The sequence below is a fragment of the Bacillus seohaeanensis genome, from assembly GCF_042684945.1.
Taxonomy (GTDB): Bacteria; Bacillota; Bacilli; order Bacillales; family Bacillaceae_B; genus Rossellomorea; species Rossellomorea seohaeanensis.
Genome location: NZ_JBHUMF010000031.1, coordinates 453,356 through 467,677, shown reverse-complemented (window position 1 = coordinate 467,677; position 14,322 = coordinate 453,356). Strand labels below are relative to the sequence as shown.

Annotated in this window: 13 protein-coding genes and 1 riboswitch; of the genes, 3 read left to right on the top strand and 10 right to left on the bottom strand. The window is 37.9% G+C overall.

What is annotated here, in order from left to right; translation table 11 throughout:
• Positions 1-202: 202 nt before the first annotated feature.
• The 6 genes from ACFSUL_RS15660 to ACFSUL_RS15635 all read right to left on the bottom strand — a co-directional run bounded on the left by ACFSUL_RS15660 (position 203) and on the right by ACFSUL_RS15635 (position 4,561).
• Positions 203-979: a DeoR/GlpR family DNA-binding transcription regulator gene (locus ACFSUL_RS15660; RefSeq protein WP_377936877.1), complete on the bottom strand. Its 777-nt coding sequence runs from the start codon at positions 977-979 to the stop codon at positions 203-205.
• A 146-nt stretch (positions 980-1,125) separates the two neighbouring features.
• Positions 1,126-1,563: a peptidylprolyl isomerase gene (locus ACFSUL_RS15655; RefSeq protein ID WP_377936876.1), complete on the bottom strand. Its 438-nt coding sequence runs from the start codon at positions 1,561-1,563 to the stop codon at positions 1,126-1,128.
• A gap of 251 nt (positions 1,564-1,814) precedes the next feature.
• Positions 1,815-2,786 (bottom strand): ring-cleaving dioxygenase, encoded by a 972-nt coding sequence (locus ACFSUL_RS15650; protein WP_377936875.1) that lies wholly within the window; start codon positions 2,784-2,786, stop codon positions 1,815-1,817.
• 16 nt (positions 2,787-2,802) lie between these two features.
• Positions 2,803-3,327: a type 1 glutamine amidotransferase domain-containing protein gene (locus ACFSUL_RS15645; protein ID WP_377936874.1), complete on the bottom strand. Its 525-nt coding sequence runs from the start codon at positions 3,325-3,327 to the stop codon at positions 2,803-2,805.
• Between the two features lie 109 nt (positions 3,328-3,436).
• On the bottom strand, positions 3,437-4,306 hold the full coding sequence (locus ACFSUL_RS15640; RefSeq protein WP_377936873.1) for an NAD(P)-dependent oxidoreductase: 870 nt from the start codon (positions 4,304-4,306) through the stop codon (positions 3,437-3,439).
• 111 nt (positions 4,307-4,417) lie between these two features.
• Positions 4,418-4,561: a hypothetical protein gene (locus tag ACFSUL_RS15635; protein WP_377936872.1), complete on the bottom strand. Its 144-nt coding sequence runs from the start codon at positions 4,559-4,561 to the stop codon at positions 4,418-4,420.
• A 191-nt stretch (positions 4,562-4,752) separates the two neighbouring features.
• Here ACFSUL_RS15635 and ACFSUL_RS15630 point away from each other — a divergent pair, with 191 nt between their 5' ends.
• The 3 genes from ACFSUL_RS15630 to ACFSUL_RS15620 all read left to right on the top strand — a co-directional run bounded on the left by ACFSUL_RS15630 (position 4,753) and on the right by ACFSUL_RS15620 (position 6,147).
• A complete protein-coding gene (locus ACFSUL_RS15630; protein ID WP_377936871.1) occupies positions 4,753-5,022 on the top strand; it encodes a hypothetical protein in 270 nt (89 codons plus the stop codon).
• A gap of 125 nt (positions 5,023-5,147) precedes the next feature.
• Entirely contained in the window at positions 5,148-5,390 is a 243-nt protein-coding gene (locus ACFSUL_RS15625; protein ID WP_071412268.1) for a hypothetical protein, read from the top strand.
• A 127-nt stretch (positions 5,391-5,517) separates the two neighbouring features.
• Entirely contained in the window at positions 5,518-6,147 is a 630-nt protein-coding gene (locus ACFSUL_RS15620) for a LysE family transporter (RefSeq protein WP_071412267.1), read from the top strand.
• Between the two features lie 130 nt (positions 6,148-6,277).
• Here ACFSUL_RS15620 and metH read toward each other — a convergent pair whose 3' ends face one another.
• From metH to ACFSUL_RS15600, 4 genes are read right to left on the bottom strand one after another with little or no spacing between them, the layout of a single operon-like run.
• Positions 6,278-9,733 carry a methionine synthase gene (metH, locus tag ACFSUL_RS15615; protein WP_377936870.1) on the bottom strand — a complete coding sequence of 1,152 codons (3,456 nt, stop codon included), beginning with the start codon at positions 9,731-9,733 and terminating at the stop codon, positions 6,278-6,280.
• A complete protein-coding gene (locus tag ACFSUL_RS15610) occupies positions 9,714-11,576 on the bottom strand; it encodes a bifunctional homocysteine S-methyltransferase/methylenetetrahydrofolate reductase (RefSeq protein WP_377936869.1) in 1,863 nt (620 codons plus the stop codon). The genes metH and ACFSUL_RS15610 overlap by 20 nt, the downstream gene beginning before the upstream one ends.
• A gap of 13 nt (positions 11,577-11,589) precedes the next feature.
• The gene (gene metC, locus ACFSUL_RS15605) at positions 11,590-12,771 is read right to left on the bottom strand and encodes a cystathionine beta-lyase (RefSeq protein WP_377936868.1); all 1,182 of its coding nucleotides are present in this window, start codon (positions 12,769-12,771) and stop codon (positions 11,590-11,592) included.
• Positions 12,764-13,885: a methionine biosynthesis PLP-dependent protein gene (locus tag ACFSUL_RS15600; RefSeq protein WP_377936867.1), complete on the bottom strand. Its 1,122-nt coding sequence runs from the start codon at positions 13,883-13,885 to the stop codon at positions 12,764-12,766. Before ACFSUL_RS15600 ends, metC begins: the two co-directional genes overlap by 8 nt.
• A gap of 93 nt (positions 13,886-13,978) precedes the next feature.
• Positions 13,979-14,090, bottom strand: a riboswitch (SAM riboswitch).
• Between the last annotated feature and the right edge of the window lie 232 nt (positions 14,091-14,322).

The window sequence follows — 14,322 nt, the reverse complement described above, 5'->3', positions numbered from 1 at the left end:
TCATTTTATGGGAAGAACAAAGGAAGTTAGTACAGAAAAGCAGATTTATTATAGTGCAAAGCAAAAAAGCCAAGAGGACAGCTTGGCTTTTTCACTCTTACTTATTATTTAAAAAGTATCAGTAAAAAGTATCGTCACGCCACCAAAAGTGTTACGCCGATTTTTTTATGATACTGTGTCCACAAATTACAAGACGATTAACTTACTCCATATCTTCCAATTCATTCACAATGAGTAGGTCTACATTATTGTTAGCTAGCAATTCTCTGAATTGTTTTGATGGTGTTTTATCTGTAATACATAAATCGATGTCGTGAATTTCGGCAAATTGGTAAAAATCAGTAACACCAATTTTCGTATGATCGGCAAGTACAATAACTCGTTTGGCTCTTTCCATCATTTTACGTTTAACCATCCCATCTTCTTCGTGTGCAATGGTTAAACCATGCTCAGAGATGCCTACTACACCAATAAATACTTTATCAACATAATAATGAGATAGCTTTTCAATCACAGAAGACCCATATAAGAAACGGTGCTCTTTATGTAACTCACCGCCGAGTAGATGTATTTTGACTCCAGGTTTGACAGACAATGCTTCTGCTTGATTAATGGAGTTCGTTATAATCGTGCATTCTTCTGATTCTATTTGCTCCGCACAAGCTTGAACAGTTGTAGAGGCATCTAAAATAATCCGGTCACCGGAATTGATAATCGATGCTGCTTTCTTTCCAATCATTCGCTTTTCTTTAGAGACCGTTTTTAAACGTTTAGTATAATCCTTTATTTCGTTATGTGCCGATGGAAAAATCGCTCCTCCCCTTGTCCGGATAATTGCTTTTTGTTCCTCAAGCTTGACAAGATCGCGACGAGCAGTATCCCGTGACACACCGAATAAATGACAGATCTCTTCAACTGAAATTCGGCTGTTCTTTTTTAAATAATTGATGATGGAAACCAATCGTTCTTCTTGGTACATCTGTATCTACCTACTTTAATCATTTGTAAGGTTATATAAGTAATTATAATTTATTTTTTATTTTTTTCAAGTGAATTTAAGTAAATTAAGTAAAAAGTGCACAAAAAAAGAACCGGTATCACCAGTTCTTCTTTTGTGTGAGGCTATTAGGCATCAAATACTTCTACCTTTTCCATTACATCACCGTTTTTCATTGCAAGCGCGGTATCTAAACCAGATGTAACTTTTCCGAATACAGTATGGACACCATTTAAATGTGGTTGAGGCTCATGAACAATGAAAAATTGGCTTCCACCAGTATCTTTACCAGCGTGTGCCATTGATAATGATCCAGCCTCATGCTTATGTGGGTTACCCTCTGTTTCACATTTAATTGTGTAACCAGGACCGCCTGCTCCAGTTCCTGTAGGATCTCCTCCTTGACTTACAAAGCCTGGGATTACTCGATGGAATGTAACTCCATTATAAAAACCTTCATTAGCCAATTTCTCAAAATTAGCTACTGTTCCTGGAGCTTCATTTGGATAAAGTTCAAACTCAATTTTTTCTCCGCCTTGCATTACTATGTATCCTTTTTTCGCCATAACACTCATCTCCTTATTATTAACAAATCACTGTCTATAATACCATTAATAACGCGAATAACAAAGTGAAAGCCTTGTGCATTTTACTAATAAGCTATGCATATGATAAGATAGTAAGGTCCCTTCCGAACTTTTCGCTTGTTGCGGGACACTTAACCACTGTACGGATCGGAAGGGACACCTTATCGTATAAATGATACGGATGGAGCTTATCGCTTTCCATCCGTTTTTTCATTCTTAGTTATAGAAGCTTATTCCTTCGTATCTAAAGGTTTTAACCTTGCTTCAATACTCTCCCGTTTGTCTTCTAAATAAGGAGGAAGAGCAAGACTTTCTCCTAATGTTTCAAACGGTTCGTCCCCCTCAAAACCAGGTCCATCTGTAGCAAGTTCAAATAATATTCCATTCGGTTCTCTAAAATACAACGATTTAAAATAATATCGTTCTACAAAACCAGAGTTTGGAATTCGGAGTTGTTTAAGCTTTTGCACCCATTTCATCAATTCTTCTTCATTTTCAACACGGAATGCAACATGATGAACACTTCCACGTCCTGGTCGCTCTTTTGGAAGATCGGAGCGTGTTTCAAGATGCACTTCTCCTCCAGTTCCACCTTCTCCCGTTTCATACACGATCACTTCAGCATTTGTGGAAGTATATCTTCTTTTCTCTTTAAATCCTAAAACGTCCGTGAGAATCGTGGTTGTATGATTGGTTTGAGACACTGTTAAATGAATCGGTCCTAATCCATAGATAGCATATTCAGCAGGAATTGGGCTCTTTTTCCATGGCTTACCACCAGCTACACCACTGTTTTGCTCATCTGAGACAAGGATCAACCGTTGTCCTTCAGCATCACGAAAATGCAATGTTGCTCTTCCTGATTCATGGGATATTTCATCATGCTCAACATCGAACTCTTTAAAACGCTTTTCCCAATAAGAGAGGGATTTATCAGATGGGACACGTAGAGAAGTTCCAGAAATACTGTTTGTCCCATAATAGGTTCTACCTGCATTTGGTATTTCAAAAAAAGTTAAATCCGTCCCTGGGTTTCCTCTTTCATCTGCATAGAACAAGTGATATACGGATGTGTCATCTTGATTGACCGTTTTCTTTACTAGCCTAAGACCTAACACTTTTGTGTAAAACTCGTAATTACTTTTTGCATTAGCGGTAAGGGCTGAAACATGATGCTGCCCCTTTAATGGCTTTACTTGCATTTTTACATCCCTCACATTATTTTTTAGACATAACGTCAATAAATTCCCTCATATAGTCAGGAAGATCTGGTGGTCTACGGCTTGATACGAGATGACCGTCAACAACAACTGGTTCATTTACCCATTTTGCTCCAGCGTTTGTCATATCATCTTTAATTCCTGGTGTACTTGTAACTTTTCGCCCTTTTAAAACATCCGCAGAAATTAATACCCAGCCGGCATGGCATATTTGCCCAATTGGCTTTTGTTTTTCATTCATAACACGAACCATCTGTAAAACTTCTTCGTATCTTCTTAATTTATCTGGGGACCATCCACCAGGTACTAAAATAGCATCGTAATCATCTATAGTTACCTCTGAAAAAGCAATATCTGATTCGATTGGCACCCCGTATTTCCCTATATATTTCTTGCTTGCTTCTTCACCAACAATATGTACTGTTGCCCCTTCTTCTCTTAACCTTAAAACGGGATACCAAAGTTCCAAATCTTCAAAATCATCACTAACAAGTTGAATTATTTTCTTTCCCTGTAATTTCATTTTTTTGCCTCCTTCACCAAAAGTTTAAACAAATTATATTGTCAACGGAAACAATATGGAATGCAACTATACTGAATCTTTATAGGATTTCTCCTACCTGTATACTATTCTACCGATAATACTTAATCAATGCTTGTGTACCACTATTTTCTTCACCGTTTTCTGCTAATTCCTCATAAAGTGATAGAGCTAATTCAAGTCCAGGAGTTCTGAGCTCCATTTGCTTTGCTGAGTCTAGAGCAATCGTTAAATCTTTAATAAAATGTTTGATAAAAAAACCAGGAGAATAGTCTTCCTTGATCATTCGAGGAACCAAATTACTTAAAGACCAACTACCTGCTGCACCAGAAGTAATACTTTCGAGAACTGTATCTGGATTTAGTCCTGCTTTTTCAGCATATGCTAATGCTTCACTAACTCCCATCATATTAGAAGCAATGGCAATCTGATTACACATTTTCGTATGCTGACCCGCTCCTGCCTCCCCTTGATACACAATATTTGTTCCCATCAATTCCAATAATGGTTTAATAGTTGGAAAAGCTGTTTTATTCCCGCCTACCATTATTGATAACTTTGCATTTTTAGCTCCTATATCTCCACCAGAAACAGGTGCATCGAACGAATCAATTCCCTTAGCCCTAGCTTCCGCATAAATTTTCTTCGCCAAGACAGGTGAAGAGGTAGTCATATCAATTACAATGGCATTTTCTTTTGCATGTTGTAAGATTCCATTTTCACCTAAATAAACAGATTCTACATCACTTGGATAACCGACAATAGTTATAATAACGTCTGCTTGACGGGCAACTTCTGCAGGACTATCACTCCAAATAGCTCCTTGGCTGATTAATTCTTCTGCTTTATCTTTTGTGCGGTTATAAACGATTAATGAATAACCTGCTTTCAGTATATGTGCTGCCATGCTTTTCCCCATCACGCCTGTTCCAATAAAACCAATAACTTTAGATTTAGACAATATACTCTCCCCTTTCTTTCTCTATTTTCTGTTAATTGTATATGTTTGTCCATTAAAAACTTTTAATGAAAAAAGAGACTGTGCGTAAACAGTCTCTGAAATTAACAGGTATTAACTAGGATCAACTTCATCATAGGATAAAGTAGTTACACTAGTATATTCTCCTTTTTCAATTTCATTTCTAGTAGCATCCTGTTCAAGCTCTTCTTTATCATCCATTCCAGGTGCAACTTTTGCTTCTTCCTGTTTTTTCATACCACTATTCCTCCAATTCAATAAAAGCTTTTTGGTAACTAGTTTAATACTATTGTTTACCTTTATTGAGTGAATATGTTTTACAAAAGATAATTTTTTTGTCCCTTCAACATTTTAAAAGTTTATTTTCCTGTGATATGGGAAAATAGCAAGTAAACCATATAAACATCTTAAAAATGGAGGAGATTTGAATGAAAATGAATAAAACATTACTAGTGAGTACTACTATTGCTGCAAGCTCTCTTGGTCTTTGGTTAACTTCTAAAGAAAATCGTTCACATATTCATAATTGGAAAGAAGGACTAAGAACAAAAATTACAAAATTAAAAAGAGAGGATAAAAAAAGAAATAAAAGCAATCAGCTAAACCCGCAAAATATAGAAGATAATAAAATGGTTAGTGAAGGGGCAATGACTGCTGTTCAATATTTCAACAAGAGGAAACAAGGTAAACTGCAATAAAATCAATAAAAACCCCCATTCAAAAGTTGATTCTGCTAAATTTGGCAGAATCAACTTTTTTGTTTTTTTTATACTTTTCTGCGCATGTTATAACTAATTCAACATTTTTAAGGAGGTAAACGGCTTTGGCAGAATATAACGGTAATTTCCAAGAAGCTCTCGAACAATTAGAGTTAGCAAAAAAATCAATGTTAGATGCTCAAGGGTATAATGACCCGCAACATTTTCAGCGTGCAGACCAACAAATAAAGTATGCACAACAATTAATGAATACTACTCGCCCCGTAACGGAGGATGAAAAAAAACTTTTGATCCGCTCACAAGATATGCTTAGGCAACTAGAGGAAATCGACCAATCTATTCAGTAAAGAAGGATTATATCCGTTCAACAGTTAAACGTTAAGGTGTAAAGCAAGAGATTGTCCAAATTTTGTGATAAAACGCCCTTTCCCTGAATAGTATGATACAAGCTTATGAAGGGGAAGGGGAATTTTTTTGAGCGTTCTATTTAGCTACTTTGTTCTTGGGATATCGTTAGCCGCACCAATAGGACCAATCAATGCTGCACAAATTGATAAAGGGATTAAAAATGGATTTTTACACTCCTGGTTAATTGGAATCGGATCAATAGTGGCTGACTTTATTTATATGCTTGTCGTGTATTTAGGTGTTGTTAACTTTCTACATACCCCATTTATGAAAACTTTTTTATGGATATTCGGAGCATTTATTTTACTTTATACCGGAATTGAAAGCCTATTAAACTCGGGGAAAATTCAACAAGTAAGAGACAGTAAAGATGCCTCCTATTTAAAAACGTTCCTTACAGGATTTTTGATGTCCATTTCAAGCCCATTAACAATTCTATTTTGGTTAGGGATTTATGGCTCTGTGCTCGCGGAAACAGTAAACGCTTATGACCATAAGCATTTGATTATTTATAGTGCTACTATGTTTGCCGGTCTTCTCGTATGGGACGTTTCGATGGCTGCATTATCAAGTAGCTTTCGTCGATTTTTAACTAATAAACTGTTGATTTTCATTTCATTACTATCAGGGTTTTCACTAATTGGATTTGGTGTCTATTTTGGATGGCAGGCGATAAAAATACTATTTCACTTGTGAAAAAGTTCTCTTAGGCATAAGCTATTACTAATTAGTAAACTGCTCCATTCACTAATAGAGATAATTGGATATAGAAAAGAAACAGCCCTAGCCTGTGGCTGTTTCTTATGTAATCTACTGTAAAATTAAATCAATACACATTAAAATACCGTGCTTCCGGATGCGAGAAAACCATTGCAGAAACAGATGCTTCCGGCTCCATCATATACCCATCCGTTAAATGAACTCCAATTTTTTCTGGTTGAAGCAATTCGAATAATATTTTTTGATCCTCTAAATCAGGGCAGGCTGGATATCCGAATGAAAACCGTTGCCCTTGATATTTCGTTGAAAACCGTTCCTGCATCGTCATATCTACTGGATCAGGAAATCCCCAGCGGCTCCTCATTACTTCATGAACTCTTTCAGCAAGACCTTCTGCTGTTTCTAATGCAAGTGCTTGTAATGCATGACTCTCCAAGTATCTTCCCTCTTCTTTCATAACTTGTGCTAATTCCCGGATTTTACGGCCAGCTGTTACACTAAAAAACCCAACGTAGTCCATCATTCCACTTGATTTAGGTTTAACATAATCTGCTAAGCATAAAAAAGGGTCTTTCTTTTGACGCGGAAAAGTAAAACGTGCTTTTTCTTTTGAATAATTTTCCGGGTCATAAATAATGACATCTTCCCCGTCTGACTGTGCAGGAAAGAACTGATAAAGTGCAGCAGTTTGGATCAACCCTTCCTTTTTGGCACGTGTTAGTAGTGAATCTACTACTGCTTTTAATTCTATTGCCCTCGAGTCCTTCTCCGCAATTAAACGAGCTACTTTCCCTTTCAAGCCTAAATGGTGACCTAACAGCATTTGTTGGTTGATATATGGTTCTATATGGGAAACAGAAAAGTCTTGAATACTATGCGGTTTTAAGTCTGGTGGTACCATCACCGGAACATCTGTAGACACCTTGGATCTGGTTTTAACCGCAACAGGACCAGTAGCAACGCTTTCCATTCTTGTTTGATCGAATTTATTCGCTTTTACTTGCTTTTCCTTTATTTCAGAAAAGAGGGACTCCCTTTCTTCCTTCGATTGCATTCTATTAATCAAGCTTAATCCGTCCATTGCATCCTTTGCGTATGCCACTACACCCCTGTATTCCCCTGCAATCTTCGTTGAAGTGAATTTCCTTGTTAATGCGGCACCTCCAACAATAAGTGGAACATCAATAGCAGATTGACGAAGGTCTTGGGCGGTTATTACCATTTGTTGAGCAGATTTTACAAGTAGTCCGGATAAGCCTATAATATCCGGTTTTTCTGTCTGTGCTGCTTGAATTAACTCTGTAGGTGCGACCTTTATTCCGAGATCAATGACATCATAACCATTATTACTCAATATAATATCCACTAAATTTTTGCCGATGTCATGTACGTCCCCTTTTACTGTTGCTAGTAACACTTTCCCTTTAGACGATGAAGATGTAGTTGTTTGTTCCATAAACGGTTCTAAAAAGGAAACGGATGCTTTCATTACTTCTGCACTTTGTAGAACTTCCGCAACAATCAGTTGATTATCGTTGAAAAGCTTTCCTACTTCCGCCATCCCATCCATTAGTGGACCATTTATTATCTCGAGTGGCGAAGGATATTCTTTTAAAGCTATCTCAAGGTCAGCGATTAAGCCTTCCTTCGTTCCTTCCACAACATAATGTGCGAGCCGTTCCGATAATGTTAGCGTTTGTACAGGTACTTTTGACTCCTTCTTTTTCCCTCGATAAAATTCTGTAAACGTCGCCAGTGTATCGTCCGTTGTAGTAAACAATAGATCCTCTGCTAGTGTGATTTCTTCTTTGGGAATAGAAGCGAATCGTTCAAGCTTCTCTGTATTGACTATTGCATAATCTAACCCAGCTTTCGTGCAATGATACAAATAGACAGCATTCAAAACTTCCCTTCCGACAGGAGGCAGCCCAAAGGAAACGTTACTAACACCTAGTATAGTAGGGCAATTGGGAAGCGCTTTTTTTATCAATCGAATTCCTTCAATTGTCTCATTTGCTGATCCAATATATTGTTCATCTCCTGTACCGACTGGAAAGACAAGGGGATCGAAAATAATATCAGTTGGAGAGACATGGTATTTTTCTGTAAGAAGTTTGAATGAACGTTTGGCAACTTCTAACTTTCTATCTGCTGTCACTGCCATTCCTTTTTCATCAATTGTCCCCACCACTATTGCTGCACCGTAACGTTTTATAAGTGGAGCTATTTTTTCGAAGCGTTCCTCTCCATCTTCAAGATTGACGGAGTTTATAATTACCTTCCCTTGTGAATAGGAGAGTGCCTTTTCTAATACTTTTTCGTCCGTTGAATCAATAACAAGCGGAGTTTTGACCTTTTTCACTACTTCCTGAATGAATACTTCCATATCCTGTACTTCATCTCGATCAGGGTCTGCAAGACATATATCGATAACTTGCGCACCGTTTTTCACCTGTGCCCTTGCCACTTCTGAGGCTTCTTCCATTTTACTTTCTGCTATTAGCCGTTTAAATTTCCGTGATCCAATTACATTTGACCTTTCCCCTACTAAAATGGGTCTATTTGCAGGATCATCATAAATAAAAGGTTCAATTCCAGATACGGCATGAGGATGATCTTCTTCTGGAATTCTTGGTTTTATATATTCTACAGCTTTCACTATTTCTTTAATATGTTCTGGTGTTGTTCCGCAGCAGCCACCTACTAAGTTCAACCAGCCTTTCTCAGCAAATCCCGAAATTTTTGTTGCTAGTGATTGTGGCGTTTCATCATAGTTTCCTTCTTCATCCGGAAGGCCAGCGTTTGGATAACAGCTTACAGCAGAAGTACTAATGTTTGAAAGTGATCGGAGATGATCTCGCATAAATTCTGGTCCTGTCGCACAATTCAGCCCGATAACAGCTGGTTTCATATGCTCAAGAGAAAGGTAAAATGCTTCGATACTTTGCCCTGCCAATGTTGTTCCCATCGGTTCAATTGTTCCGGATATCATGATAGGAACTTCTGAATTAGTTTTTGTAAAAGCTCCTTGTATACCTAAGTAGGCGGCTTTCACATTTAAGGCATCTTGGCATGTTTCTACTAGTAGAATATCAACTCCACCTGCAAGTAGACCTTCTGCTTGTTCTTGATAAGCATTTTTTAGCTCATCAAAGGAAATACCGCCTGTAACAGACAATGTTTTTGTCGTCGGTCCCATCGCCCCTGCGATAAATCGCGGCCACTTATCTGTACTGTATTTTGATACCGATTTTTTGGCGATTTCAACTGCTGTTTTGTTGATTTTAAAAGCATGTTTACCTAGTTCATACTCGTCTAGAACGACACTCGTTGCACCGAATGTATTTGTTTCAATAATGTCAGCCCCAGCTTCTAAATAAGCATCATGTATCGTTTCGATTACGTTAGGTGCTGTTAACACAAGGTTTTCGTTACAGCCTTCCAACTCTTCTCCTCCAAAGTCTTTAGGTGTAAGATTTGCCTGTTGGAGCATCGTACCCATTGCCCCGTCTAATACAAGTATTTTCTTTTGCAATTGTTGCTCAAATAAAGTGCTGCCCATATAGAACCCTCCTTTCTTTTCCTGTCTTCAGTTGAATATATCGTACAAGTTCAATGCTCACATCGTACCTCGTAAAAGGTGTAATAAGATAGACTCCATTAAATAATTCCAATGCAACATCTAATAAGGATTTTGCTATTCGCATTCCTTCCGCTTTTGCATGTGCTGCGTTTTTCCCGCTAGCACGCGCCATTAATTCTCTTACTTTATCTGGTATCTTTATTCCCGGTACTTCATGATGGAGAAACTCAGCGTTCTTTGAACTAGTTAATGGCATAATTCCAATAAATATCGGTGTTTCTAAATGTTTGGTAGCCTCATATATATCTACAAGCTGTTGGTCACCATATATAGGCTGACTTATAAAATAATCTACACCAGATGAAATTTTCTTCTCCAGTCGTTTTACTGACGCATTTAAATGTCGGAAATTTGGATTGAATGCTCCGCCAACAGAGAAATTTGTCTTTTCACGAAGAGATTGCCCGGAAAAAGAAATTCCTTGATTATTTTGCTTTATTAATTGAATCAACTCCATTGATGAAAGGTCATAAACGGAAGCCGCTCCAGGGAAATCGCCAATTTTAGCTGGGTCGCCGGTTATCGCTAATAATTGGTTAATTCCTAGTGTATGTAGCCCCATTAAATGTGATTGAAGCCCTATTAAATTACGATCTCTGCATGTTATGTGGACTAAGGGCCTTACATTATATTGAGATTGAATGATGGAACCAATTGCAGCGTTGCTAATTCTCGGCGAGGCAAGCGGATTATCTGCTAATGTTATAGCGTCCACTCCTGCTTCTTTTAATGCTTTTGCCCCTTGAAAAAATAAATCGGTGTTCAAATGTTTCGGTGGATCAAGTTCGACAATGATGGTTTTTTTCTCTTTTACTGTTTCATGAAGATGTGGTTCTAGGGGCTTGTGATCTGCTACTTCTACTACTTCCTTCCGCAGTTTTACTTCTTTTTCCGTTACAGGCTGTCTATTTTTTAATCCTTTTACCATTGCTTCAATATGCCCTGGGGTTGTTCCGCAACATCCCCCAATTAATCTAGCCCCTTGTTTTCTAAATTCCTCGGCATAACGACCAAAATAGTCTGGTTCGTCTGTATAGTAAAATCTGCCATCCTGGTAATTTGGCAAACTGGCATTTGGATAAACAGATAAAAAACTAGTCTTTGGCAAGGCCACTTCCTCTAGTGAGGATATCATGTGATAAGGACCAAGCCGGCAGTTTATCCCAACAACATCCGCACCTTGCAATTCCAATTGTTTAAGGGCTGTCGAAATTTTTGTTCCATCCTGCAGCACCCCCGGTTCATGGGAAGAAACTTGCGAGATTACTGGAATAGACGTCTCTTTTTTGGCAATCGTCAACACAGTCGATAATTCTTCAAGATCATAATACGTCTCAAGAAGAATTCCATCAACTCCTTCCAAAAGAAGACAATAGAGCTGCTCACGGAAGCTTCGTTTTATTTCCTCTAGCGTAACTGCATTCTTTTTTATTCCCCTTATCCCACCGATTGTACCTAGAACATAGTTGTCTTTCTTATTTACTGCTTTTTTTGCAAGTTGAACAGCCTTCGTATTTATTTCCCTTACAGAGTCCTCTAACCCATACCGCGTGAGTTTTTCGTAGTTTGCTCCGTAAGTATTTGTTTGAATAACATTAGCCCCCGCTTTAAGATATGCTTCATGAACTCGGTGTACTTCGTCAGGATGAGACAAGTTTAATTCCTCAAAACAGCGATCGATTCCATAAGAGTAAAGGAGAGTCCCCATTGCACCATCGCCAATAAGGACGTTTTCTTGCAGTGCATCCTTTAATGTCTTCAAATTTTTTCTCTCCTTATCCAGTAATTTTATTTGACGCTAATTGTATTTTATTTATTGCTTGCCCAAGGTCCTCAATAAGATCTGTTGCATTTTCTAACCCGACAGATAAGCGTAATAGTCCATCTGAGATTCCCCTTTTTTCCCGCTCTTTTTTCGGCATTGATGCATGTGACATTTTAGCTGGGTAGGATAATATCGTTTCGACTGCACCAAGACTGACAGCAAATACAGGAATTTTCGTGTGTTGAATCAGTTGTCGTACCGCATCTTCATTTTTTAGTTTGAAAGAAAGAACGGCCCCTGGACCTTCTGCTTGTCGAACTTGAGTGGAATATCCGTTATGGAATGTAAAACCGGGATAGTACACATCTTCTACTAATTTTTGACTTTTTAAAAAACTGGCGATTTTATAGGCTGACTCCGATGCTTCTTTTAGACGGACATGAAGTGTCTTCAAACCTCTTAATACAAGCCAACAGTCTTGAACACCTAAAATAGAACCAAATGAATTTTGTAGAAATGCAAGTTTTTCCGCAAGGTCTTTTCTTTTGACGATTGCTAGCCCTGCAACAACATCACTGTGTCCAGCAAGAAACTTTGTAGCACTGTGCAAAACAACGTCTACACCTAGTTCAAGTGGCTTTTGCAATAACGGCGTCATAAACGTATTATCTAAAAACGTATAACAACCATTTGCTTTCGCAAGTTTTACGACAGCTTCAATGTCAGTAATTTTCAGCAAAGGGTTTGATGGTGTTTCCATATAGATGACTCGCGTATTATTCTTTATCGAAGTAGCTACCTCGTTAAGGTCCGTCATATCAACGAACGTATACTCTACACCGAAACGAGAAAGCACTTCTGTTACCATTCGGTATGTTCCCCCATAAACGTCCTCTGAGATGAGCACATGATCTCCCTGTTGAAGTAGCATAAAGGCTGTAGAGATGGCAGCCATCCCGGATGAAAAAGCAAATCCCCTAGTACCGCCTTCAAGTTCTGCAATTGTTTCCTCCAATGCTTCGCGAGTTGGATTACCCGACCGACTATAATCATATTTTCCAAATTGATCAAATTCGAATTGATGAAAAGTTGAAGAATGATGAATCGGGACACTTACCCCACCAGTCTCTTTATCTGTCTTAAAAGCATTATGAAGTAATTTTGTTTGAAATGAATAAGGCTCTCTACTCATACGTAATAACCTCCTCTTCCACTTTGGATAAAACGGCTTTTAATTCCTCCAATAAGTCATCAATATGCTCAATTCCAACAGAAAATCGCAGTAATCGATTGCATATCCCTTTCTCTATACGAATAGATTCAGGGATGTCTGCATGTGTCTGAGTGGCAGGATACGTAATAAAACTTTCTACTCCCCCTAAGCTTTCAGCAAATGTAATAAGTTGTAATTTTTCAAGAAAAGGCGCAATCCATTCTTCTTTTTGAATTCGAAAGGAAAGCATTCCTCCTTTATTTGGATAAAAAACATCTGTAATGAGTGGATGCTCTCGTAAAAATTGAGCAATTTGCTTTGCATTTTTTTCTTGTTCTCTAACTCTTAATGTTAATGTTTTTATTCCTCTGATTAAAAGCCAACAGTCAAACGGAGAAAGGACTGCCCCGGCCGCATTTTGATAGTCACGAAGCTTGTTACATATTTCCTCTCCAACAGCAATGACTGCTCCCGCTAAAACGTCATTATGCCCACCTAAATACTTAGTAGCACTATGAATGACTATATCAGCACCTTCACTAATTGGCTGCTGAATAATCGGAGTATAAAACGTGTTATCAACTAGTAGTAACAGGTTGTTTTGTTCGGTCAGTTTTGCTATTTCTTTTAAATCTGTTTCTTTCATTAATGGATTTGTAGGAGTTTCAACAAATATTGCCTTTGTGTTTTCATTAATTTTCTTTCCGACTAGTTCCTTGTTGCTTGTGTCAACATAGTGAAAAGTTATCTCGTATTGGTGTTCGTAATGCTGAAATAACCTATAAGTTCCCCCGTAAATGTCTTCTGACACGATAAGTTCGTCGCCTGATTGAAATAAAGAAAGGATACATTGAATGGCAGCCATACCTGAGCTGAAAGCAAACGCTTCATCCCCTTTTTCAAGGTCTGCCAAGGAAGATTCTACTATTTCCCTTGTCGGATTTGATGTTCTAGAGTAATCAAAGCCAGTAGATTTCCCCAATCCTTCATGACGGTAAGCGGTTGAGAGATAAATAGGTGTACTCACAGTACCTGTTTCCTTCTCACTTCTATTTCCAATTTGAGCTATATTCGTTTCCAATCGATACGTCACTGCTCTCTCTCCTTTTCGTTGTTCTATTATCAGAGAAGAAGAGGGAATAAAAAAGAGCCTTCAATAAGAAGGCTCAGAATGTGTATATTCTCCCTCTTATCTTCCAAGTTGGCTTCACCAACTTGCTGGAATTAGCACCATACCCATATTTCGGCTGGTTGCTGAGGTATCGACGGGCCAGTCCCTCAACCTCTCTTGATAAGATTGCTTTATGAAATTAAATTGAACTTTCCCATAATTTACATGAACATGGGGCTAATGTCAATTGAAAAAGCGGAATTTTTCTAATATTTTATTATATTTATCGTTATCTTAATTATGATTGTAATTTTAAAAATATAAAATAGAGCTTTAAGCGATAGGAACTATTCGCCATTGCAGGATAAAAAACAACAGGAATAACCAAATACGCAAAATAGTCATTCCTGTTATGCAAC

What these genes read in the sequence shown, in the direction of transcription:
- ACFSUL_RS15660 (WP_377936877.1), bottom strand. Translation starts at nt 979, where the DNA reads ATGTACCAAGAAGAACGATTGGTTTCCATCATCAATTATTTAAAAAAG.
- ACFSUL_RS15655 (WP_377936876.1), bottom strand. Translation starts at nt 1,563, where the DNA reads ATGGCGAAAAAAGGATACATAGTAATGCAAGGCGGAGAAAAAATTGAG.
- ACFSUL_RS15650 (WP_377936875.1), bottom strand. Translation starts at nt 2,786, where the DNA reads ATGCAAGTAAAGCCATTAAAGGGGCAGCATCATGTTTCAGCCCTTACC.
- ACFSUL_RS15645 (WP_377936874.1), bottom strand. Translation starts at nt 3,327, where the DNA reads ATGAAATTACAGGGAAAGAAAATAATTCAACTTGTTAGTGATGATTTT.
- ACFSUL_RS15635 (WP_377936872.1), bottom strand. Translation starts at nt 4,561, where the DNA reads ATGAAAAAACAGGAAGAAGCAAAAGTTGCACCTGGAATGGATGATAAA.
- ACFSUL_RS15630 (WP_377936871.1), top strand. Translation starts at nt 4,753, where the DNA reads ATGAAAATGAATAAAACATTACTAGTGAGTACTACTATTGCTGCAAGC.
- metH (WP_377936870.1), bottom strand. Translation starts at nt 9,733, where the DNA reads ATGGGCAGCACTTTATTTGAGCAACAATTGCAAAAGAAAATACTTGTA.
- metC (WP_377936868.1), bottom strand. Translation starts at nt 12,771, where the DNA reads ATGAGTAGAGAGCCTTATTCATTTCAAACAAAATTACTTCATAATGCT.